This is a genomic window from Roseovarius arcticus, assembly GCF_006125015.1.
Classification (GTDB): Bacteria; Pseudomonadota; Alphaproteobacteria; order Rhodobacterales; family Rhodobacteraceae; genus Roseovarius; species Roseovarius arcticus.
This window is the reverse complement of the sequence record NZ_SZZN01000001.1, coordinates 3,507,694-3,525,761: the sequence shown is the minus strand read 5'-3', so window position 1 is coordinate 3,525,761 and position 18,068 is coordinate 3,507,694. Positions and strand designations below refer to the sequence as shown.

Sequence of the window (18,068 nt, the reverse complement as noted above, 5' to 3'; positions counted from 1 at the left end):
TATGCCAATCTCCGGCACATAAGGAAACCCCCATGACTTTTGGTGAAAAACTTAGCTGGGACGATACTGTCCTGCCGTTCCAACTGGACAAATCCAATATCCGCGGACGCGTAGCGCGCCTGGACGGCGTGCTGAGCGGTGTATTGAAACAGCACACCTACCCGCCAGTCGTCGAGGCGCTGGTGGCAGAAATGGCCGTGCTGACCGCGCTAATCGGCCAAACGATCAAGCTGCGGTGGAAGCTGTCTTTGCAGGTGCAATCGAACGGCCCGGTGCGAATGATCGCCACCGACTACTACGGCCCGCAAGAGGACGGCAAACCTGCGCGCATCCGCGCATATGCCAGCTATGATGCGGATCGCCTGACGGAGGCCGATCCGTTTGCGCAGGTCGGCGAGGGCTATTTTGCCATCATGATCGATCAGGGCAAGGGCACTGCGCCCTATCAGGGCATCACGCCGCTCGCAGGCGGTAGCCTGCGCGCCTGCGCTGAGGCGTATTTCGCCCAGTCTGAGCAGATTCCGACGCGGTTCTCTGTGAATTTCGGCCTCTCGACCGAGGCAGGAACGGGTGAGCATTGGCGTGCCGGCGGCATCATGCTGCAACATATGCCCAAGGCATCGCCCTTTGCTGCCGCACCCGCCCCAGAGCTTGAGGGCGGTAGTGGAGAGCAGGGCTTGCTTCAGCCTGCCGATGTTGTTCCGGATGGCGAGGAGGGTGAGAACTGGACCCGCGCGAACATTTTGCTGGATACCGTCGACGCGTTGGAGCTGATCGGCCCCAGCGTCGCGCCCACGGATCTGCTGTTGCGTCTGTTCCATGAGGAAGGCCCGCGGGTTTATGATGCACAGCCTGTTTGCTTTGGTTGCACCTGTTCGGAGGAGCGCGTGCGGCAAAGCCTATCGATCTACTCGGCCAAGGACCTTGCGACGATGACCACCGACGATGGCCGCGTCACAGCTGACTGCCAGTTTTGCGGCGCGCATTATGATCTGGACCCGGCCGAACTGGGCTTTGAAGCGGAGCAGGGCGCAGGAGCGGCTGACAACGCGTGAGCGCACTTGGTACCATAGCGGATATCACCGCTGCGCTGGGCCGCGCGGGCGCGCCGACCTCGGACTTTGACTTGAACGTGGGCACTGTTTTACCTGAAGGGCGCACGTTGCGTCCGGCGGGCGTGCTGGTGCCGCTTTTGATGGGTCCGGGCGGCGCCCGCCTCTTGCTGACGCAGCGATCGTCAGCGCTGAAGCAGCATCCCGGCCAGATCGCGTTTCCGGGCGGCAAGCAGGACGCGGGCGATGCAGATGTCACCGCTGCCGCCTTGCGCGAGGCGCATGAGGAAATCGGACTAGATCCCGCAAATGTGGAAATATTGGGCCACCTGCCGATGCATGAGACAGTGACGGGGTACATCGTGACGCCTGTGATTGGACGAATTCTTGCGCCATTCAGCTCTGTGCCAGAGGTCGGCGAAGTCGCGGAAGTGTTTGACGTTCCTCTGGACCATGTGCTGATGCGCAGCCGCTACCGGATCGAGGCGCGCTATTGGCGCGGCACGATGCGGCGCTATTACACTGTGCCGTTTGGTCCTTACTACATCTGGGGCGCGACCGCGCGGATGCTACGTTCGCTGGCCGAATTGGCAGGACGGCCATGAAAATAGATGCTCCATGGTTACAGGATGCACCGCTAGCGGCGATCTTTGCCGCGTTTCAGGTCGCAGGATTTCGCGCCTATCTGGTCGGCGGCGCTGTGCGCAACGCCGTTTTAGGCGAGGCTATTGGCGATCTTGATCTGGCGACCGATGCGACACCTGAACAGATGGCGCAGTTGGCAAATGCTGCCGGGATGAAGTCCATTCCGACCGGGATCGACCATGGCACGATGACGCTAGTCGCAAGCGGCGTCCCGTTTGAGATTACGACCTTTCGGCGCGATGTCGAAACGGATGGCCGTCATGCCACCGTCTCCTTCACCTCCGATATCCAGGAGGACGCACGCCGCCGCGATTTTACGATGAACGCGCTTTATGCCAGATCAGATTGCGAAGTGATCGACCCGCTTGGCGGGCTGCCGGATGCGCTGGCGCGCCGCGTGCGCTTTATCGAGGATGCGGGCCAGCGCATTCGCGAGGATTACCTGCGCATCCTGCGATTTTTCCGCTTTCATGCACAATATGCCGGCGATGCGGGCATCGATGAAGAAGGGCTTGCCGCTGTCGCCGATAATCTGGACGGGCTGAAAGGCATTGCACGTGAACGGATTGGGTCGGAAATGCTGCGGATGCTGGGCGCTCCTGATCCGGCGCCGTCGATCGCAGCAATGGCTCAGGTCGGCGCGCTGGCGCGGGTATTGCCGGGTGCGGATTATCGCGGTCTGGGACCGCTTATCCATTTGGAGTGCGACATGCGCGTGCCGCCAGATGCGATTCGCCACCTCGCAGCGATGGGCGGCGATGGCGCGCGCGATGCGCTGCGGCTGAGCAATGCGGATGCGGCGCGGCTTGATCTGCTGCGCGGCGCGGTGGGCGACATGGCCGGCGCTGGTGCGCTGGGTTACCGTCATGGCGCAAATGCGGCGCGCGACGTCCTACTGCTGAGGGCTGCACTGCTGGAACAGCCGCTTGATCCCGGTGCGCTAGAGGCGGCTGAAATGGGCGCAAAGTCAGTTTTCCCGGTCTCAGCGGCGGACTTGATGCCGGACTACGTGGGCGCGGCGCTTGGCGCGCGACTGAAAATGCTCGAAGAGCGGTGGATTGCATCGGGCTTTGCCCTTACCAAGAGCGATCTGCTGAAAGAGGGCATATGAGCTATCTGATCGAACGACTGGGCCATCAGGGCGATGGCATTGCTGCCGGACCCGTTTTTGCGCCGATGACATTGCCGGGCGAGCAGGTGACCGGCACGCTTAACGGGCAGCGCCTGACCGACATCCGCATTGAAGCGCCCAGCGACCGGCGCGTCGCGCCGCCCTGCCGCCATTTCAAGGCATGCGGCGGTTGCCAATTGCAGCACGCCGACGATGCGTTTGTCGCCACATTCAAGGAGGGCGTCGTTCGGGCCGCCCTTGCTGCACACGGGTTAGAGACAGCGTTTCTGCCCATCGCCACGTCGCCAGCGCAGGCACGGCGGCGCGCAACCCTATCGGCACGGCGCACGAAAAAGGCGGCAATGGCTGGATTTCACGGGCGCGCGTCAGACGTGATCGTGGAAATTCCGGACTGCCGGTTGTTGCATCCCGATCTGATGCACGCGGTGCCCGTGGCCGAAGCGCTGGCGCTGCATACGGCCAGCCGCAAAGGCGGGCTGGACGTCGCCGTGTGCCTGTCACAAGGCGGCCTCGACGTGCATATCATGGGCGGCAAGCCATTGGACGGACCGCTCCGCGTGATGCTGGCACAGTTGGCCGAAACCCATGATCTGGCCCGCCTGTCATGGGAGGATGAGGTGATCGCGATGCGCCGCGCCCCTCTTCAGCGCTTTGGAACTGCCGATGTGTTGCCGCCTCCGGGTGCTTTCCTGCAAGCCACGGCCGAGGGTGAGGCGGCGCTGCTGGCAGACGTCAAGGCCGCGATGGAGGGCGCGACGCGCATTGTCGATATCTTTGCCGGATGTGGCACGTTCGCGTTGCCGCTGTCGCAGATGGCGCGCACCCATGCAGTTGAGGGCGATTCGGGGATGATGGACGCGCTGGATGCCGGATGGCGCAAGGCGGACGGGCTGAAACAGGTGACCGTCGAGGCGCGTGATCTCTATCGTCGGCCCCTTCTGCCCGACGAGCTAAAGCGTTATGACGGCGCGGTTATCGACCCACCCCGCGCTGGCGCGGAGGCGCAAATCGCGCAGCTAATCACCGCAGGCGTCCAGCGCATCGCCTATGTGTCCTGCAATCCGGTCACCTTCGCCCGGGATGCGGCGGCACTGGTGGCGGGCGGCTATATCTTGAGCGCATTGCGCGTCGTGGACCAGTTCCGCTGGTCCAGCCATGTGGAATTGGTGGCACGCTTCACGCTTGCGTGAGCAGGTTGCAGCGAATTTTCGCTAGCCCGCTGCACCCATCTCGGGTTATTAAAAGAAAAAAAACATCGAGTAGGGCATATGAAACTTTTCAAATTAATGGCGATCATGCTGATGATCGTGGGCCTTTCGGCCTGCGGCTCCAAGTTCAAGACATACAAAGGCCCCCAGGTCACGCATGTGGTGGTCAACAAGACCGAGCGCAAAATGTACCTCTTGCATCATAACCGGGTGCTGGAAGATTATGATTTCGATCTGGGTTTTGCCCCCGCTGGTCATAAGGGCGAAGAGGGCGACGGACGCACGCCCGAGGGCACCTATTTGATCGACCGCCGCAATCCCAACAGCAAATTCCATCTGTCGATAGGCATCTCATATCCCAACGCATTCGACCGTGCGCAGGCACATGCCCGCGGCAAAAGCCCGGGCGGCGACATCTTTATCCACGGCCAGCCCAACGCCTTCAAAGGGCGTAATGGCCAAGATTGGACTGCGGGATGTATCGCCGTGAAAGACAAAGAGATTGAGTGGATCTATGCGATGGTGAGGGACGGCACGCCAATCACGATCCAGCCCTGATGACGCAGCCTAATGCTGGGACGGTAGCACATAAGTAAAAGCGCCGGGGGTGGAGTAGATCCATCCCGGCGCTTTTTCGTTTCTTCTAAACAGCGAGAGTGGCGCTTAGCTGCCCATCACCAATGTCCACCAGATCTTGCCGCTGTCTTCTTGGAGCCAGGAAAATCCGAGGTTTCTGGCATTGGGCGACAGGATAATCTTGCGAGTGCTGCTGTCGTCCATCCATGCGGCAAGCGTCTCAAGCTCTGTCTCGTACGTCTCGGAGATGTTTTCGCCAATGAGGCCGCCTGTATATCCCACACGTACAATCCGGTCGATCGGCGATGAGCCGTCCGAGCCGAAATGCCAAGGCCGATTCTGTACCGCCATATCGCGCGAATGGGTTGCAGCGGCTGCGTTCAGCTGTGCGTTCAGCTGGACGGGCTGGCGGCCCGCGGCGCTGCGCAGCGAATTGACCGAGTCGAGCATCCGAAACTGGATGGCCGAAGAGTCGCCTGAGCGGATGCGATAAACCTTTGGCAGAGGCTTGCCGTCGGCGCCGATTTGCGGCTGCAGCGGGGCGGGCGGAGCGCAGGCAGAGAGGGCAAGAAGGGCAGAGACGAGAAGAACCAGAATGCGCGACATGGGTAAAACCATCCAGAATTATTGTTTTGCCAATCCCTACAGTGCCGGGCGTTGCGATTCAAACCCACATGATCCGAACTTCGCCGCGCGGCATTGTTTGAATTGCGACTGCGACTTTCGCGCCATATGATCGACGCCATTCTGGGCAAACCGCTCGCCGTGGAGATATTCATGACCGATAACATACTCAAGCCGTTGAATAGACGTGGTTTTCTCGCCGGTGCTGCCGCCGTAATCGGCACGCCCACGTTCGCGCAGACGATCGACGGAATCGAAATGGAGCGTGATATCACGGCCAGCACGCGTCGCAACATCTCCAGTTTTCGCTCAATGACATGGCAGCCGTATTTCAAAAGCCTCAGGAACGGCGCCATTTTAGTGGATATTGATTCGCGGGTCCTGCACTACTGGAGCGGGGATGGCCGCACCTACAAGCTATACCCGTCGTCAGTTCCATTGTCTGAGGATCTGACACGCCGGGGCCGCACCAGCATCACCCGCAAGGTCGTAGGCCCCAGCTGGTCACCCACCGCAAATATGCTCAGACGCAATCCGGACTGGCCCCGATATGTGCCGCCCGGGCCAGACAATCCGCTGGGTACGCATGCGCTCTATCTGGGATGGAAGTACTACCGTATTCACGGCACTCATGACGCGCGCAAGATCGGGCGCAAGTCGTCCAATGGGTGCATCGGCCTTTATAATGAGCACATTTCAGAGCTGTTCAGCTTTGCAAAGGTCGGCACGCAAGTGTTGCTTATTTGACGATATCGGTGCGCGAAGTGCGACATATTGGCAAAGTTACAATTGCTATCACGGAAATTTGCTGTTTGAAGAATTGACACGAGGTAAACGTCTTGGGTGCCTGTCGTCGCAAATGCGATGTCACGCTAATTTTCTGGAGGATACTATGAAAAAAATCGTTCTCGCCGCTGCTCTGTCCGCCGCTGCTTCCACCGCCTTCGCTGGCAACATGGAAGCGCCTATGATGGAAGCGCCCGTCATCGTCGAAGAAACAAACGCAAGCTCGTCGTCCGCTGGCGTTTGGGTTCCGCTGGTTCTGCTGGCGATCGTCGCAGCTGTCATCGCAGCCGACTAATAGCGTTTAGAGGCAGGTTTGCATTACGGACTGCCTCAGATGCTGCCAGTCTGATTTGCAGACACGTGAAAGGCGCTGAACCTATGGGTTTCAGCGCCTTTTTCTTTGGGCTATGATCTGCTCGCCCACCCTTGCAAATTCTCGCGGATCACATGGGCCAGCGCCTCGATATGGGCCGGGCTGTCGTTCAGGCAGGGGATGTACGTAAACTCCTCGCCGCCCGCATGCTCAAAGCTCTCGCGGATCTCCTCATTAATCTCCTCCAGTGTTTCGATGCAGTCAGCGGAAAAGGCGGGCGCAACCACCGCGATGCGGCGCTTGCCGTCCTCCTTGGCGAGACGCGCAACCTCCTTTACGGTATAGGGCTGTAGCCATTCTTCTGGGCCAAACACCGATTGGAACGTGGTCGTGATCTGGGTATCGGTCCAGCCCAGCCGTTCCTTTAGCAGGCGCGTCGTTTTTTGGCATTGGCAATGGTAGGGGTCGCCTTGCATCAGATAGCGCTTGGGCATGCCGTGATAGGATACGATCAGGATTTCGGGATTAATGTCGCCCGCATAGGCCGTCTCGATAGAGCGTGCGAGCGCATCAATATATTCGGGATGGTCGAAGTAAGGCTGCACGGTGCGCGCGGCGGGCTGGCGTGTCTCATCCATCAACGCGCGAAAGAACTGATCGTTTGCCGTGCCTGACGTAGCGCCGGCATACTGCGGATAGAGCGGGAAAAACAGAATGCGCGTGCAGCCTGCCTCTGTCATCTCGCGAACTTTGGATTTGGTCGATGGATTGCCGTAGCGCATGCAGAAGTCGACCATGATGTCGTCCCCATATTCGGCTGTGAGCGCAGTGCGAAGGGCGCCCGTCTGGTCACGCGTGATAGTCATTAGCGGGCTCTCGTCCAGCTCCTCGTTCCAGATGGATTTATAGGCCTTGCCGCTTGTGAATGGCCGCTTGGTCAGGATGATCAGCTGCAATAGCAGTTGCCATTTCCATGGCGCATAGTCGATCACGCGGCGGTCAGACAAAAACTCGTTCAGATAGCGCCGCATCGACCAGTAATCGGTGGCATCGGGCGTACCCAGATTGGCCAAAAGGACACCGATTTTTTCGCGCGGAATCGCCGGGTGGTTTTTGGGCGCGTGGGCGGGGCAGGTGGCATCGCTGGCTGGCTGTGTCATGGGCTATCGGTCCTTTGTCATGCGCGCGGATAGTGCCGCCTTGCCAGCGGACATAAGCGAATCAACATGGTGGTCAATCGGGCAGCTTGGTTTCATCAGTGTTCAGGGCATCGGCTAGCCGCGTCGTGGCCGAGCCGGGGCGCAGCGGCTGTGGCTGCGAGGCGTCGGGCGACCATCCGGTGAGAAATATCAGATCATAGGTCGCCTTGATCCGGCCATCTGGCCCTGCGAAATTCTCGGCGTAAATCTGTGACGCGCGGTCGAATACGGCGCGCCGTGCGAAATGGCGTGGCCGTGCCTCCATCGCGTTGCCCTCGCCCATGGCGCGCAAATCGTGCAGCAGCGCGATCATGCTGGCATAGCTGGCACTCAGCGGGACGCTGTCGACGACGGGCATGGTCATGCCTGCGCGTTGCAGCAACCCGCCCAGATCGCGCACCTCGCCCGTGGGGGCAACACGCGGTGACAGACCGCCCGTCACCTCAGCCTCGGCCTGCGCCAAGCTGGCGCGCAGCTGATGCAGTGTCGTGCCGCCGGGCATGACGCCTAGAAATAGCCCATCTGGGCGCAGCGCGCGGCGCGCCTGGATCAGCTGGCCTACCGGATCATTGGCCCAGTGCAGCGACAGTGCGTGAATAACCAGATCATGCGCGCCCGGCACGAGTGCCAGAGTGTCGTCGTCGGGCGCGATCAGGGCATCTGGAAATGCGGCGCGCCACGGCGCGGGCCAGCCAGTCACGATACTCGGCGCGGTAAAGGATTTATTAACCATCGCCAGACGATCATGCACCTCAGCGATTGCCGCCTCATGCAGGAATAGCGCGGGCGCGGCGGCGGCGCGGGCGCGCTGGCGCGCTAGTGCGGTGCGGTCGGTAAGAATAGCTGTCATGAGGGGACATATAGATGAAGGCGGCTTATGTTCAATCGGCCATTCGGCTGGTCTACCCCTCGCGATGCACCTTTTGCGGTGGCTTGGTCGACAGTGATTTCGGACTGTGCGGCCCTTGCTGGCGCGACACGCCGTTCATCGCGGGGCAGGTGTGCAATCTGTGCGGGGTTCCGCTGCCGTCTGGGCCTGACGCACCAGACGATGTGCTAAGTTGCGACGAATGCCTCACTGTGCGGCGTCCCTGGGACAGAGGGCGCGCGGCGCTGATATATGACGGTAATGGTCGCAAGATGGTTCTGCGACTGAAGCATGGTGATCGGCACGATATGGCGGGTCCGGCTGCGTCCTGGATGGCGCGCGCGGCGCTTCCTTTGCTCAGACCAGATACGCTGATCGCGCCTGTGCCGCTGCACTGGCTGCGCCTGTTGAAGCGGCGATATAATCAATCGGCGCTGCTGGCGCATGCGCTGGCCCGCGAGGTAGATCGCGCCGTGTGCCCCGATTTGTTGGTCCGTCCGCGTGCTACGCCATCCTTGGGCGGACTAGGCCGGGATGCCCGTTTTGCCACGATGGAGGGCACGATCAAGGTGCACCCAAAGCGGCGCCACCGCCTGTCGGGGCGACCCGTTCTGTTGGTGGACGACGTCATGACCTCGGGCGCGACCCTCGCCGCCGCCGCAGAGGCGTGCCGCGCGGCCGGCGCGGCGAATGTAGACATTCTGGTACTGGCGCGCGCGGCCAAGGATGCCTAAATTCAGGGGGACCATCTGAATTTAAGGAACGCCGCCCATGAAGCCTGTCGACATCTACACCTCGCCGCTCTGCGGTTTTTGCCACGCGGCCAAGCGGTTGCTGTCGCAGAAAGGCGTCACTTTCACCGAGATCGACATTGCCGCGCAGCCAGCAAAGCGGGCCGAAATGACAAAGCGCGCCGAAGGCGGTCGCACCGTGCCGCAAATCTTTGTAGGTGATATCCATATCGGCGGCTGCGATGAGCTGTATGCGCTGGAGCGCGCTAATAAGCTGGACGCGCTGCTAGCGGCATGAAGGCCGCGCTAATCCAGTTGTGCAGCAGCGATGATCCTGCCGCCAACCTCGCTGTAACAGCGGCTCTGGTGCATCGCGCGGCAGATGCCGGGGCGCAGCTGATCCTTACGCCTGAAGTGACCAATTGCGTTTCGGCCAGCCGCGCGCGGCAGCAAGAAGTGCTGACGCGCGAGGAGGATGACATCACCCTCGCCGCGCTTTGCGATCTGGCGGCGTCGCGGGGCATCTGGCTGCTGATCGGATCGCTCTGCATAAAAACGGGCGATGCGGACGGGCGGTTTGCCAACCGCTCGTTCCTGATCGGACCGGATGGTGGTATCAAGGCGCGCTATGACAAGATACACATGTTCGACGTTACGATCAGCGACACCGAAAGCTATCGGGAATCAGCAGGCTATCGCCCCGGCGCTCAGGCGGTTTTGGCGGACACGCCTTGGGGCCGCATGGGCATGACCATTTGCTACGACGTCCGTTTTCCGCACCTCTACCGCAATTTGGCGCAGAACGGCGCTGGAATACTCACCGTGCCATCCGCGTTTTCGCCTGTAACGGGCGCTGCGCATTGGCACACCTTGCTGCGCGCCCGCGCGATAGAGACGGGCGCATACGTGCTAGCCCCCGCGCAGACCGGTACGCATGCGGCGAGCGCAGGAAAGCCGCGTCAGACCTTCGGGCACAGCCTAGCGGTATCGCCGTGGGGCGAGGTGCTGGCCGACGGCGGCACCGAACCGGGGGTGATTTACGTTGATCTGGACATGAATGAGGTGGCACAAGCGCGACAGCGCATCCCTGCGATGATGCATGACCCAACGTTCGGCGGCCCCTGATGGAAGATACGCCCACAAATGCCTTAGCCGTTGCGCTTTTTAGCGAGATCCTGACGAACGATCAGTTGATCCGTAATCAACTGGCGCGGGTTCTGCCCAAGGGGATGGAGGTGTCGCATTTCTCGGTGCTAAACCATCTGGCACGCGCGGGAGCGGAGCGGAGCCCGGGAGAGCTTGCCAAGAGTTTTCATGTCACACGCGGCGCGATGACCAATACGCTCCAAAAGCTGGAATGGGCCGGATACGTCCATATCCGGCCTGATTGGGACGATGCCCGGCGCAAGCGCGTGTCGATTAGCCCGGCGGGCCGCACGGCGCGCGAGGCGGCGATATCGTCGATAACGCCGCTAATCTCCGAGGTCGTGGCCGAACTGGGCGAAAGCAAAGTGCGCGCCGCCCTGCCCGTGCTGCGCAGTCTGCGCGCCCGGCTAGAGCCTGATGCCTAGCTGGAGTTGCCCGGTTTGCGGCTGGCAGTGACGTAATTCACGCTAAGATCTCGATCTGAGACGGACCATCTCCAGCTGACCGGGTTAAAAACAAACCCTTTGCGATCTACCGGCTCCAGACCAGCCTGACGCAGCAGATCATATAACTCGTCAGGCGTGATGAATTTAGACCAGTCATGGGTGCCCTTAGGCAGCCAGCGCATCACATGTTCGGCGCCGATGATCGCCATAACGTAGCTCTTTGGGTTGCGATTGAGGGTCGAGCAGATTTGCAGCCCGCCAGGTTTGAGCAACTCCCGGCAGGCGGTCAGATAGGCGAGTGGATCTGACACATGCTCCACCACTTCCATGTTCAGTACGGCATCGAATTGCTCGCCCGCCTCTGCTAGCGCCTCGGCTGTTGTGTGGCGATAGTCGATTTTCAGGCCCGATTGCTCGGCATGGACCTGCGCGACGGGAATGTTCCGCTCGGCCGCGTCTGCGCCGACGACCTCCGCGCCCAGACGCGCCATAGGCTCGGCCAGCAGGCCGCCACCGCATCCGATATCGAGGATGCGTAGACCCTTGAAGGGCGCATCTGTGCCAAGGTCACGTTCAAACTCGGCTGCAATCTGGCGGGTGATATAGTCCAGTCTGCAAGGGTTCATCATGTGCAGAGGCTTGAACTTGCCAGCGGGATCCCACCACTCCTCGGCCATAGCCTGAAACTTGGCGACTTCGCCTTCGTCTATCGTGGATGCTGCCCTTTGCATTCCGCCCTCCCGTATGTTCAATTATGTTGCGGCTTAACATAGGACGATCATGGATAAAATCGCGGGAGCAAAAAACGCAGTGCAGTATCTATATCCCCCGGTCGAGCCGTTTGACCGCCGGATGCTGGACGTAGGCGACGGCCACGAGGTCTATGTCGAGCAGTCGGGTAACCCAGACGGCGCGCCTGTTGTCGTATTCCACGGCGGCCCCGGCGGCGGATGCAGCCCTGCGATGCGGCGCTATTTCGACCCCGCTGTTTACCGGATTATTCTGTTCGATCAGCGCGGCTGTGGACGGTCCAAGCCGCACGCCTCGGTCGAGGCGAATACAACTTGGCATCTGGTGGATGACATCGAGCTGATACGCACCACAATGGGCATTGAGCGGTGGATCGTTTTTGGCGGCAGCTGGGGCGCGACGCTGGCGCTGATTTACGGTATCACGCATCCCGAGCGGTGCGTGCATCTGGTGCTGCGCGGCGTCTTTACCATGACCCAGGCTGAACTGGATTGGTTCTATGGTGGCGGCGCAGGTCGCTTCTGGCCAGAAACATGGGCGCGATTCGAAAGCCTCATCCCTGAGGCAGAACGCGGCGATATGATCGCAGCCTATCATAAACGCCTGTTTTCGGGCGACAGCCATACCGAGGTACTGCATGCGCGTGCGTGGAGTGGTTGGGAAAATGCGCTCGCGACCGTCCGCTCCTCCGGGGTTGGTGGCGATAGCCCGGCTGAGTACGCCCGCGCTTTTGCTAGGCTTGAAAATCACTATTTCACCAATGCTGGATTTTTGACGCATGACGGCTGGATCATGGACAACATGGCACAGCTGGCGGGTATCCCCGGCACCATCGTGCAGGGCCGCTACGATATGATTTGCCCGCCCGCCACGGCGTACAAGCTGTCAAATGCTTGGTCTGGCAGCCGCCTGCACATGATCCCCGTCGCCGGCCACGCCCTGTCTGAGCCGGGCATCAGCGCGGAACTGGTAAGCGTGATGGACGGGCTCAAACGCGGGTAATCGCCGAAGGCCCGTGGCAATCCGCTTGCATCCAGTCGCCCCCCTCGCTATATCCCCATTAATAGCGGCGCGTTTCGGGTCCACACCAAAACGCACCACCGGATAATTCAACGGGCCGCGCGCCCGTTTTTTTGTGCTTGAGGGCCACCTCAGGCCACGACCCCGAAAGAGACAGACCTGATTGCCATGACCAACGACCTTATCGCCAAAGCCGCCATCGACCGCCGCCTGGCCGAGATCATCACACCGGTGATCGAGGATATGGGATTCGATCTGGTGCGCGTGCGGCTGATGGGTGGCAAGTATCATACGCTGCAAATCATGGCCGAGCGGCCCGAGGGCGGTATCGAAGTGGACGATTGCGCCCGTATCAGCACCGCCGTCAGCGCAACCCTTGACGTTGAGGACCCGCTGGCCGAGGCCTACACGCTGGAAGTCAGCAGCCCCGGTATTGACCGGCCCCTCACAATGCTCAAGCATTTCGCGGCGTTCGAGGGCTATGAGGCTAAGATTGAGACGAATGATCTGATCGATGGCCGCAAACGCTTTAAGGGGATGCTCGCGGGCGTTGAGGGCAACGAAGTACTGATTAACGTTGAGGAAGGCACTATCGGCCTGCAATTTGATTGGCTCGCCGACGCCAAGCTGGTCCTGACCGACGAGCTGATCAAGGAAATGCTGCGCCAACGTAAGGCGGCGGGCGAAACTGACATTGATGAAACCGAGTTTGACGAAATCCAGACTGATACCGGTTCTGAGGAGGACTGAAATCCATGGCAATTACATCCGCAAACCAGCTTGAACTGCTTCAAACAGCCGAAGCTGTCGCACGCGAAAAAATGATCGACCCCGGTCTGGTGGTCGAGGCGATGGAAGAATCGCTCTCGCGTGCTGCCAAATCGCGCTACGGCGCTGAAATGGACATTCGCGTGTCGATTGACCGCAAAACAGGTCGCGCGACATTTACCCGCGTTCGCACCGTGGTCGCCGATGACGAGGTCGAAAATTATCAGGCCGAATTCACCGTCGAGCAGGCCAAGCAATACATGGCCGACCCGGAAATTGGGCAGGAATTCATCGAAGAAGTGCCCCCCGTCGAGATGGGCCGTATCGCTGCACAATCGGCCAAGCAGGTGATCCTGCAAAAGGTTCGCGAAGCCGAGCGTGACCGTCAGTACGAGGAATTCAAAGACCGCGCCGGCACTATCATCAACGGTCTGGTCAAGCGCGAAGAGTATGGCAACGTCATCGTGGATGTGGGCCGCGGCGAGGCAATTCTGCGCCGCAATGAGAAAATCGGCCGCGAGGCGTACCGTCCGAACGACCGTATCCGCTGCTACATCAAGGATGTGCGCCGCGAGCAGCGCGGGCCGCAGATCTTCCTGTCGCGCACAGCGCCTGAATTCATGGCCGAATTGTTCAAGATGGAAGTGCCCGAAATCTATGACGGCATCATCGAGATCAAAGCAGTTGCCCGCGACCCGGGCAGCCGCGCCAAGATCGCCGTCATCAGCTATGATAGCAGTATCGACCCCGTCGGTGCCTGCGTTGGTATGCGCGGCAGCCGTGTTCAGGCCGTCGTCAACGAGCTTCAGGGCGAAAAGATCGACATTATTCCGTGGAATGACGATCAGCCGACATTCCTCGTCAACGCGCTTCAGCCTGCTGAGGTGACCAAGGTCGTTCTTGACGAAGAAGCTGGCAAGATCGACGTCGTCGTACCAGAAGAGCAACTGAGCCTTGCCATTGGCCGCCGCGGCCAGAACGTGCGTTTGGCCAGCCAGCTGACCGGTCTGGACATCGACATCATGACCGAGGCCGAGGATAGCGAGCGGCGCCAAAAAGAATTCGAAGAGCGCACTGGCCTCTTCATGGAGAATCTAGATCTGGACGAGTTCTTTGCCCAGCTGCTGGTGTCCGAAGGTTTCACCAATCTCGAAGAGGTCGCATATGTCGATCTGGACGAGCTGATGGTCATCGATGGTATCGACGACGACACAGCCAAGGAACTGCAGGCTCGCGCCCGCGACATACTGGAGGCCAAGGCCAAAGCCGCACTGGACAAGGCGCGCGAGATGGGCGTCGAGGACAGCCTTATTGAATTTGAGGGTCTGACACCCCAAATGGTGTTGGCGCTGGCCGAGGATGGCGTAAAGACGCTGGAAGATTTCGCAACCTGCGCCGATTGGGAGCTTGCCGGCGGTTGGACCGTGCAAGACGGCGAGCGCATCAAGGACGACGGTCTTCTGGAGCCCTTCGACGTATCATTGGAAGAAGCGCAGAACATGGTTATGACTGCGCGTGTTATGCTGGGCTGGGTCGATCCGACCGAGATGGCAGGCGCTACTGACGACGGCGAAGCAGAAGAGGAAGCCGAGGCCTGATTGCAGGCCTCGGAAAGAACCTGATGGGACGCGGTGGGCATTCCAAAGACCAAAGTGATGGTCCAGAGCGTAAATGCATCGCCACGGGCGAAGTGCAGCCGAAGTTTGGCCTGATCCGGTTCGTGATTGGGCCAGATGGTCAGGTCGCCCCCGACCTGATGGAGAAGCTGCCGGGCCGTGGCATCTGGGTATCTGCGGACCGGGCCGCATTGGACAAAGCGGCGAGCAAAGGCTTGTTCGCCCGCGCCGCGAAGCAGCCTGTTCAGGTGCCAGACGGTTTGACCAATTGGGTCGAAAAGCTGTTGGCACAGCGGGTGATCAATCTGATCAGCCTCGCGCGCAAAGGCGGGCGTGCCGTGTCGGGTTACGAAAAGGTCAAGAGTAGCCTCGATAAAGAAGAGGCTGAAGTACTTATACAGGCCAGCGACGGGTCCGAGCGTGGGAAATCCAAGCTTAGCACGCCGCATTACGGCTCTTTCATCGGGTGGCTGACCGCCGATGAGCTGGGCCAGGCCTTCGGGCGCCAAACGACGATCCACGCGGCACTGGGCGCTGGCGGTTTGACGCAACGTGTTGTAGAGGAAGCGGCAAGGCTGAAAGGCCTGCGCGTTTCGGACGATGGCAACGGCCATCGGAAAGGAAAGAAGACCTCATGAGCGACAACGACGGTAAAAAGACATTGGGTGTCAGTGGCGGTCCGCGTGCGGGCAGTGTGAAGCAAAGCTTCAGCCATGGCCGGACCAAGAACGTCGTGGTGGAAACCAAGCGTAAGCGCGTTGTTGTGCCCAAACCGGGTGCGGGCAACATGGCTGGCGCAGGTAAACCTGCCCCTATTAGCGACCCGTCCAAGCGGCCTGCTGGCATCTCGGATGCCGAGATGGAACGCCGTATGAAGGCGCTTCAGGCTGCGAAGGCGCGCGAGGGCGAGGACGCTCTGCGCCGCGAGGCCGAAGAAAAAGAACGCGAAGAAGATCGCCAGCGTCGCCGCGAAGAAGCCGAGGCCAAAGAACGCGAAGAGAAAGAGCGTGTCGACGCGCTCAAGGCTAAGGCCGATGAGGACGAGCGCCAGCGCCGCGAGGCCGATGAGGCCAAACAGGTCGCCGCTACACCCTCGTCCGAACCCGAAGGCGCGCGCGCCGCGCCGCGCGGCCCTGCGCCGTCGTCGGCCCCGCGCAAGCAGGATCGCGACACCGAGCAAAAGCGCCCGACAAAGGGCAAGGGCATGGGTGACGACAATCGTCGCTCGGGCAAGCTTACGCTGAATCAGGCCCTGTCGGGCGGCGAAGGTGGCCGCCAGAAATCCATGGCCGCTATGAAGCGCAAACAGGAGCGCGCCCGCCAGAAGGCAATGGGCGGCACCCAAGAGCGTGAAAAGATCATTCGCGACGTGCAACTGCCCGAGACCATCGTCGTCGCCGAGCTGGCCCAGCGTATGGCCGAACGCGTCGGTGACGTGGTCAAGGCGCTAATGAACAACGATATGATGGTGACGCAAAACCAGGCGATCGACGCCGACACTGCCGAGCTGATCATCGAAGAGTTCGGCCACCGCGTCGTTCGCGTGTCGGATGCTGACGTGGAGGATGTTATCGCCAAGGTTCATGACAAGCCCGAGGACATGCTGCCGCGCCCGCCCGTCATCACTATCATGGGCCACGTCGATCACGGCAAGACGTCGCTGCTCGACGCGATCCGCGACGCCAAGGTGCAGACCGGCGAAGCGGGCGGTATCACGCAGCATATCGGTGCCTATCAGGTCAAAACGGCCAGCGGTTCCGTTCTGTCGTTCCTCGACACGCCCGGCCATGCAGCCTTTACATCAATGCGTGCGCGCGGCGCTCAGGTGACGGATATCGTCGTACTGGTGGTTGCCGCCGATGATGCTGTAATGCCCCAGACCATTGAGGCGATTAACCACGCAAAAGCAGCGAAAGTGCCGATGATCGTGGCGATCAACAAGATCGACAAGCATGAGGCGAATCCGCAAAAAGTGCGCACCGACCTGCTGCAGCACGAGGTCGTCGTCGAGGCGATGTCGGGCGACGTGCAGGACGTCGAGGTCAGCGCCAAGACGGGCAAAGGTCTGGACACTCTGCTAGAGGCCATCGCGCTGCAGGCTGAGATCCTTGAGCTGAAGGCGAACCCGAATCGCGCCGCCGAGGGCGCCGTGATTGAGGCACAGTTGGATATCGGCCGCGGCCCTGTCGCGACAGTTTTGATCCAGAAAGGCACATTGCGCACCGGCGACATCTTTGTCGTGGGCCAGCAGTTCGGCAAAGTGCGTGCGCTTATCAATGATCACGGCAAGCGTATCAAGGAGGCTGGTCCGTCTGTTCCAGTCGAGGTGCTGGGCCTTAGCGGCACACCCGAGGCTGGCGATGTGCTGAACGTCGTTGCGACCGAGGCGCAGGCCCGCGAGATCGCCGAATACCGTGCCAATGCCGCCAAGGAAAAGCGCGCAGCCGCTGGTGCCGCCGTGACGCTGGACCAGATGATGCTGCAGGCCAAAGAGAACAAGAATATGGCCGAGATGCCTATTGTGATGAAGGCCGATGTGCAGGGTTCTGCCGAAGCCATCGTTCAGGCGTTGGAAAAGATCGGCAACGACGAGGTGCGCGTCCGCGTCCTTCATTCCGGCGTCGGTGCGATCACAGAGTCGGACATCGGCCTTGCCGAAGCGTCGGGTGCGCCGGTTATTGGCTTCAACGTTCGTGCCAATGCGCCTGCCCGCCAGAGCGCGAATCAGAAGGGTGTCGAAATTCGCTACTACTCGATCATCTACGATCTGGTGGACGACGTGAAGGCGGCGGCCTCTGGCCTCTTGGGTGCAGAGATCCGCGAAAAGTTCATCGGCTACGCCAAGATCATGGAAGTGTTCAAGGTTACAGGCGTCGGCAAAGTGGCCGGTTGCCGGATTACCGAAGGCGTTGCCCGCAGGTCCGCCGGTGTGCGCCTGCTGCGTGACGACGTCGTGATCCACGAGGGCACGCTAAAAACGCTCAAGCGGTTCAAGGATGAAGTGGCCGAAGTTCCGTCTGGTCAGGAATGCGGTATGGCCTTCGAGAAGTACGAAGACATCCGGCCCGACGACGTTATCGAGATCTTCGAGCGCGAAGAGATTGTCCGCACTCTGGATTAATCTGGGTCCGCAACAAATGAAAAGGGGCGTCCATCAGGGCGCCCCTCTTTCGTTGTGCTGAGGCGTT

At 60.6% G+C, this 18,068-nt stretch carries 20 protein-coding genes; 16 read left to right on the top strand and 4 right to left on the bottom strand.

All coding sequences use genetic code 11. The features are described 5' to 3' along the window. The first annotated feature begins 32 nt into the window (after positions 1 to 32). The 5 genes from hslO to MK6180000_RS16815 all read left to right on the top strand — a co-directional run bounded on the left by hslO (position 33) and on the right by MK6180000_RS16815 (position 4,595). Positions 33 to 1,055: an Hsp33 family molecular chaperone HslO gene (gene hslO / locus MK6180000_RS16835; protein ID WP_138935789.1), complete on the top strand. Its 1,023-nt coding sequence runs from the start codon at positions 33 to 35 to the stop codon at positions 1,053 to 1,055. Further along, on the top strand, positions 1,052 to 1,657 hold the full coding sequence (locus MK6180000_RS16830) for a CoA pyrophosphatase (RefSeq protein WP_171054673.1): 606 nt from the start codon (positions 1,052 to 1,054) through the stop codon (positions 1,655 to 1,657). Before hslO ends, MK6180000_RS16830 begins: the two co-directional genes overlap by 4 nt. Beyond that, on the top strand, positions 1,654 to 2,808 hold the full coding sequence (locus MK6180000_RS16825) for a CCA tRNA nucleotidyltransferase (protein WP_138935788.1): 1,155 nt from the start codon (positions 1,654 to 1,656) through the stop codon (positions 2,806 to 2,808). The genes MK6180000_RS16830 and MK6180000_RS16825 overlap by 4 nt, the downstream gene beginning before the upstream one ends. Then, positions 2,805 to 4,019: a class I SAM-dependent RNA methyltransferase gene (locus tag MK6180000_RS16820; protein WP_138935787.1), complete on the top strand. Its 1,215-nt coding sequence runs from the start codon at positions 2,805 to 2,807 to the stop codon at positions 4,017 to 4,019. Before MK6180000_RS16825 ends, MK6180000_RS16820 begins: the two co-directional genes overlap by 4 nt. Positions 4,020 to 4,097: 78 nt before the next feature. Further along, positions 4,098 to 4,595 (top strand): L,D-transpeptidase family protein, encoded by a 498-nt coding sequence (locus MK6180000_RS16815; RefSeq protein ID WP_138935786.1) that lies wholly within the window; start codon positions 4,098 to 4,100, stop codon positions 4,593 to 4,595. Between the two features lie 105 nt (positions 4,596 to 4,700). Here the strand turns inward: MK6180000_RS16815 and dalA are convergent, their stop codons facing one another. Beyond that, positions 4,701 to 5,219, bottom strand: coding sequence for a divisome-associated lipoprotein DalA (gene dalA, locus MK6180000_RS16810; protein ID WP_138935785.1), 519 nt, complete (start codon positions 5,217 to 5,219; stop codon positions 4,701 to 4,703). Positions 5,220 to 5,390: 171 nt separating this feature from the next. On the opposite strand from dalA, the gene MK6180000_RS16805 reads away from it, so the two are divergent. Beyond that, on the top strand, positions 5,391 to 5,984 hold the full coding sequence (locus tag MK6180000_RS16805; RefSeq protein ID WP_138935784.1) for a L,D-transpeptidase: 594 nt from the start codon (positions 5,391 to 5,393) through the stop codon (positions 5,982 to 5,984). Positions 5,985 to 6,129: 145 nt separating this feature from the next. Beyond that, positions 6,130 to 6,318, top strand: a complete 189-nt coding sequence (locus tag MK6180000_RS16800) for a hypothetical protein (RefSeq protein ID WP_138935783.1) — start codon at positions 6,130 to 6,132, stop codon at positions 6,316 to 6,318. 110 nt (positions 6,319 to 6,428) lie between these two features. On the opposite strand, the gene hemH is transcribed toward MK6180000_RS16800, so the two are convergent. Together hemH and MK6180000_RS16790 are read right to left on the bottom strand one after the other, a co-directional pair. Beyond that, the gene (gene hemH / locus MK6180000_RS16795) at positions 6,429 to 7,496 is read right to left on the bottom strand and encodes a ferrochelatase (protein WP_138935782.1); all 1,068 of its coding nucleotides are present in this window, start codon (positions 7,494 to 7,496) and stop codon (positions 6,429 to 6,431) included. A gap of 73 nt (positions 7,497 to 7,569) precedes the next feature. After that, entirely contained in the window at positions 7,570 to 8,385 is an 816-nt protein-coding gene (locus MK6180000_RS16790; protein ID WP_138935781.1) for a class I SAM-dependent methyltransferase, read from the bottom strand. 14 nt (positions 8,386 to 8,399) lie between these two features. On the opposite strand from MK6180000_RS16790, the gene MK6180000_RS16785 reads away from it, so the two are divergent. From MK6180000_RS16785 to MK6180000_RS16770, 4 genes are read left to right on the top strand one after another with little or no spacing between them, the layout of a single operon-like run. Then, positions 8,400 to 9,137, top strand: coding sequence for a double zinc ribbon domain-containing protein (locus tag MK6180000_RS16785; RefSeq protein WP_138935780.1), 738 nt, complete (start codon positions 8,400 to 8,402; stop codon positions 9,135 to 9,137). Between the two features lie 37 nt (positions 9,138 to 9,174). Then, complete coding sequence (gene grxC, locus MK6180000_RS16780; RefSeq protein ID WP_138935779.1) at positions 9,175 to 9,432, top strand: glutaredoxin 3; 258 nt, start codon at positions 9,175 to 9,177, stop codon at positions 9,430 to 9,432. Next, positions 9,429 to 10,259: a carbon-nitrogen hydrolase family protein gene (locus tag MK6180000_RS16775; RefSeq protein ID WP_138935778.1), complete on the top strand. Its 831-nt coding sequence runs from the start codon at positions 9,429 to 9,431 to the stop codon at positions 10,257 to 10,259. Before grxC ends, MK6180000_RS16775 begins: the two co-directional genes overlap by 4 nt. Further along, positions 10,259 to 10,705, top strand: a complete 447-nt coding sequence (locus MK6180000_RS16770; RefSeq protein ID WP_138935777.1) for a MarR family winged helix-turn-helix transcriptional regulator — start codon at positions 10,259 to 10,261, stop codon at positions 10,703 to 10,705. Before MK6180000_RS16775 ends, MK6180000_RS16770 begins: the two co-directional genes overlap by 1 nt. On the opposite strand, the gene ubiG is transcribed toward MK6180000_RS16770, so the two are convergent. Next, the gene (gene ubiG / locus MK6180000_RS16765; RefSeq protein WP_138935776.1) at positions 10,702 to 11,457 is read right to left on the bottom strand and encodes a bifunctional 2-polyprenyl-6-hydroxyphenol methylase/3-demethylubiquinol 3-O-methyltransferase UbiG; all 756 of its coding nucleotides are present in this window, start codon (positions 11,455 to 11,457) and stop codon (positions 10,702 to 10,704) included. The two genes, MK6180000_RS16770 and ubiG, sit on opposite strands and share 4 nt — an antisense overlap. Before the next feature lie 49 nt (positions 11,458 to 11,506). On the opposite strand from ubiG, the gene pip reads away from it, so the two are divergent. From pip to infB, 5 genes are all read left to right on the top strand, one after another. Beyond that, the gene (pip, locus tag MK6180000_RS16760) at positions 11,507 to 12,478 is read left to right on the top strand and encodes a prolyl aminopeptidase (RefSeq protein WP_138935775.1); all 972 of its coding nucleotides are present in this window, start codon (positions 11,507 to 11,509) and stop codon (positions 12,476 to 12,478) included. 186 nt (positions 12,479 to 12,664) lie between these two features. After that, positions 12,665 to 13,246 (top strand): ribosome maturation factor RimP, encoded by a 582-nt coding sequence (gene rimP, locus MK6180000_RS16755; RefSeq protein ID WP_138935774.1) that lies wholly within the window; start codon positions 12,665 to 12,667, stop codon positions 13,244 to 13,246. 5 nt (positions 13,247 to 13,251) lie between these two features. Continuing rightward, positions 13,252 to 14,862: a transcription termination factor NusA gene (gene nusA / locus MK6180000_RS16750; RefSeq protein ID WP_138935773.1), complete on the top strand. Its 1,611-nt coding sequence runs from the start codon at positions 13,252 to 13,254 to the stop codon at positions 14,860 to 14,862. Between the two features lie 23 nt (positions 14,863 to 14,885). Beyond that, positions 14,886 to 15,518 carry an RNA-binding protein gene (locus MK6180000_RS16745; RefSeq protein WP_138935772.1) on the top strand — a complete coding sequence of 211 codons (633 nt, stop codon included), beginning with the start codon at positions 14,886 to 14,888 and terminating at the stop codon, positions 15,516 to 15,518. Next, positions 15,515 to 18,001 carry a translation initiation factor IF-2 gene (infB, locus tag MK6180000_RS16740; protein WP_138935771.1) on the top strand — a complete coding sequence of 829 codons (2,487 nt, stop codon included), beginning with the start codon at positions 15,515 to 15,517 and terminating at the stop codon, positions 17,999 to 18,001. Before MK6180000_RS16745 ends, infB begins: the two co-directional genes overlap by 4 nt. Positions 18,002 to 18,068 lie beyond the last annotated feature (67 nt).

Bases quoted from the DNA above. Each gene is read 5' to 3' on its own strand.
- hslO (WP_138935789.1), top strand. From the start codon at position 33: ATGACTTTTGGTGAAAAACTTAGCTGGGACGATACTGTCCTGCCGTTC.
- MK6180000_RS16825 (WP_138935788.1), top strand. From the start codon at position 1,654: ATGAAAATAGATGCTCCATGGTTACAGGATGCACCGCTAGCGGCGATC.
- MK6180000_RS16820 (WP_138935787.1), top strand. From the start codon at position 2,805: ATGAGCTATCTGATCGAACGACTGGGCCATCAGGGCGATGGCATTGCT.
- MK6180000_RS16815 (WP_138935786.1), top strand. From the start codon at position 4,098: ATGAAACTTTTCAAATTAATGGCGATCATGCTGATGATCGTGGGCCTT.
- dalA (WP_138935785.1), bottom strand. From the start codon at position 5,219: ATGTCGCGCATTCTGGTTCTTCTCGTCTCTGCCCTTCTTGCCCTCTCT.
- MK6180000_RS16805 (WP_138935784.1), top strand. From the start codon at position 5,391: ATGACCGATAACATACTCAAGCCGTTGAATAGACGTGGTTTTCTCGCC.
- MK6180000_RS16800 (WP_138935783.1), top strand. From the start codon at position 6,130: ATGAAAAAAATCGTTCTCGCCGCTGCTCTGTCCGCCGCTGCTTCCACC.
- hemH (WP_138935782.1), bottom strand. From the start codon at position 7,496: ATGACACAGCCAGCCAGCGATGCCACCTGCCCCGCCCACGCGCCCAAA.
- MK6180000_RS16790 (WP_138935781.1), bottom strand. From the start codon at position 8,385: ATGACAGCTATTCTTACCGACCGCACCGCACTAGCGCGCCAGCGCGCC.
- MK6180000_RS16785 (WP_138935780.1), top strand. From the start codon at position 8,400: ATGAAGGCGGCTTATGTTCAATCGGCCATTCGGCTGGTCTACCCCTCG.
- grxC (WP_138935779.1), top strand. From the start codon at position 9,175: ATGAAGCCTGTCGACATCTACACCTCGCCGCTCTGCGGTTTTTGCCAC.
- MK6180000_RS16775 (WP_138935778.1), top strand. From the start codon at position 9,429: ATGAAGGCCGCGCTAATCCAGTTGTGCAGCAGCGATGATCCTGCCGCC.
- MK6180000_RS16770 (WP_138935777.1), top strand. From the start codon at position 10,259: ATGGAAGATACGCCCACAAATGCCTTAGCCGTTGCGCTTTTTAGCGAG.
- ubiG (WP_138935776.1), bottom strand. From the start codon at position 11,457: ATGCAAAGGGCAGCATCCACGATAGACGAAGGCGAAGTCGCCAAGTTT.
- pip (WP_138935775.1), top strand. From the start codon at position 11,507: ATGGATAAAATCGCGGGAGCAAAAAACGCAGTGCAGTATCTATATCCC.
- rimP (WP_138935774.1), top strand. From the start codon at position 12,665: ATGACCAACGACCTTATCGCCAAAGCCGCCATCGACCGCCGCCTGGCC.
- nusA (WP_138935773.1), top strand. From the start codon at position 13,252: ATGGCAATTACATCCGCAAACCAGCTTGAACTGCTTCAAACAGCCGAA.
- MK6180000_RS16745 (WP_138935772.1), top strand. From the start codon at position 14,886: ATGGGACGCGGTGGGCATTCCAAAGACCAAAGTGATGGTCCAGAGCGT.
- infB (WP_138935771.1), top strand. From the start codon at position 15,515: ATGAGCGACAACGACGGTAAAAAGACATTGGGTGTCAGTGGCGGTCCG.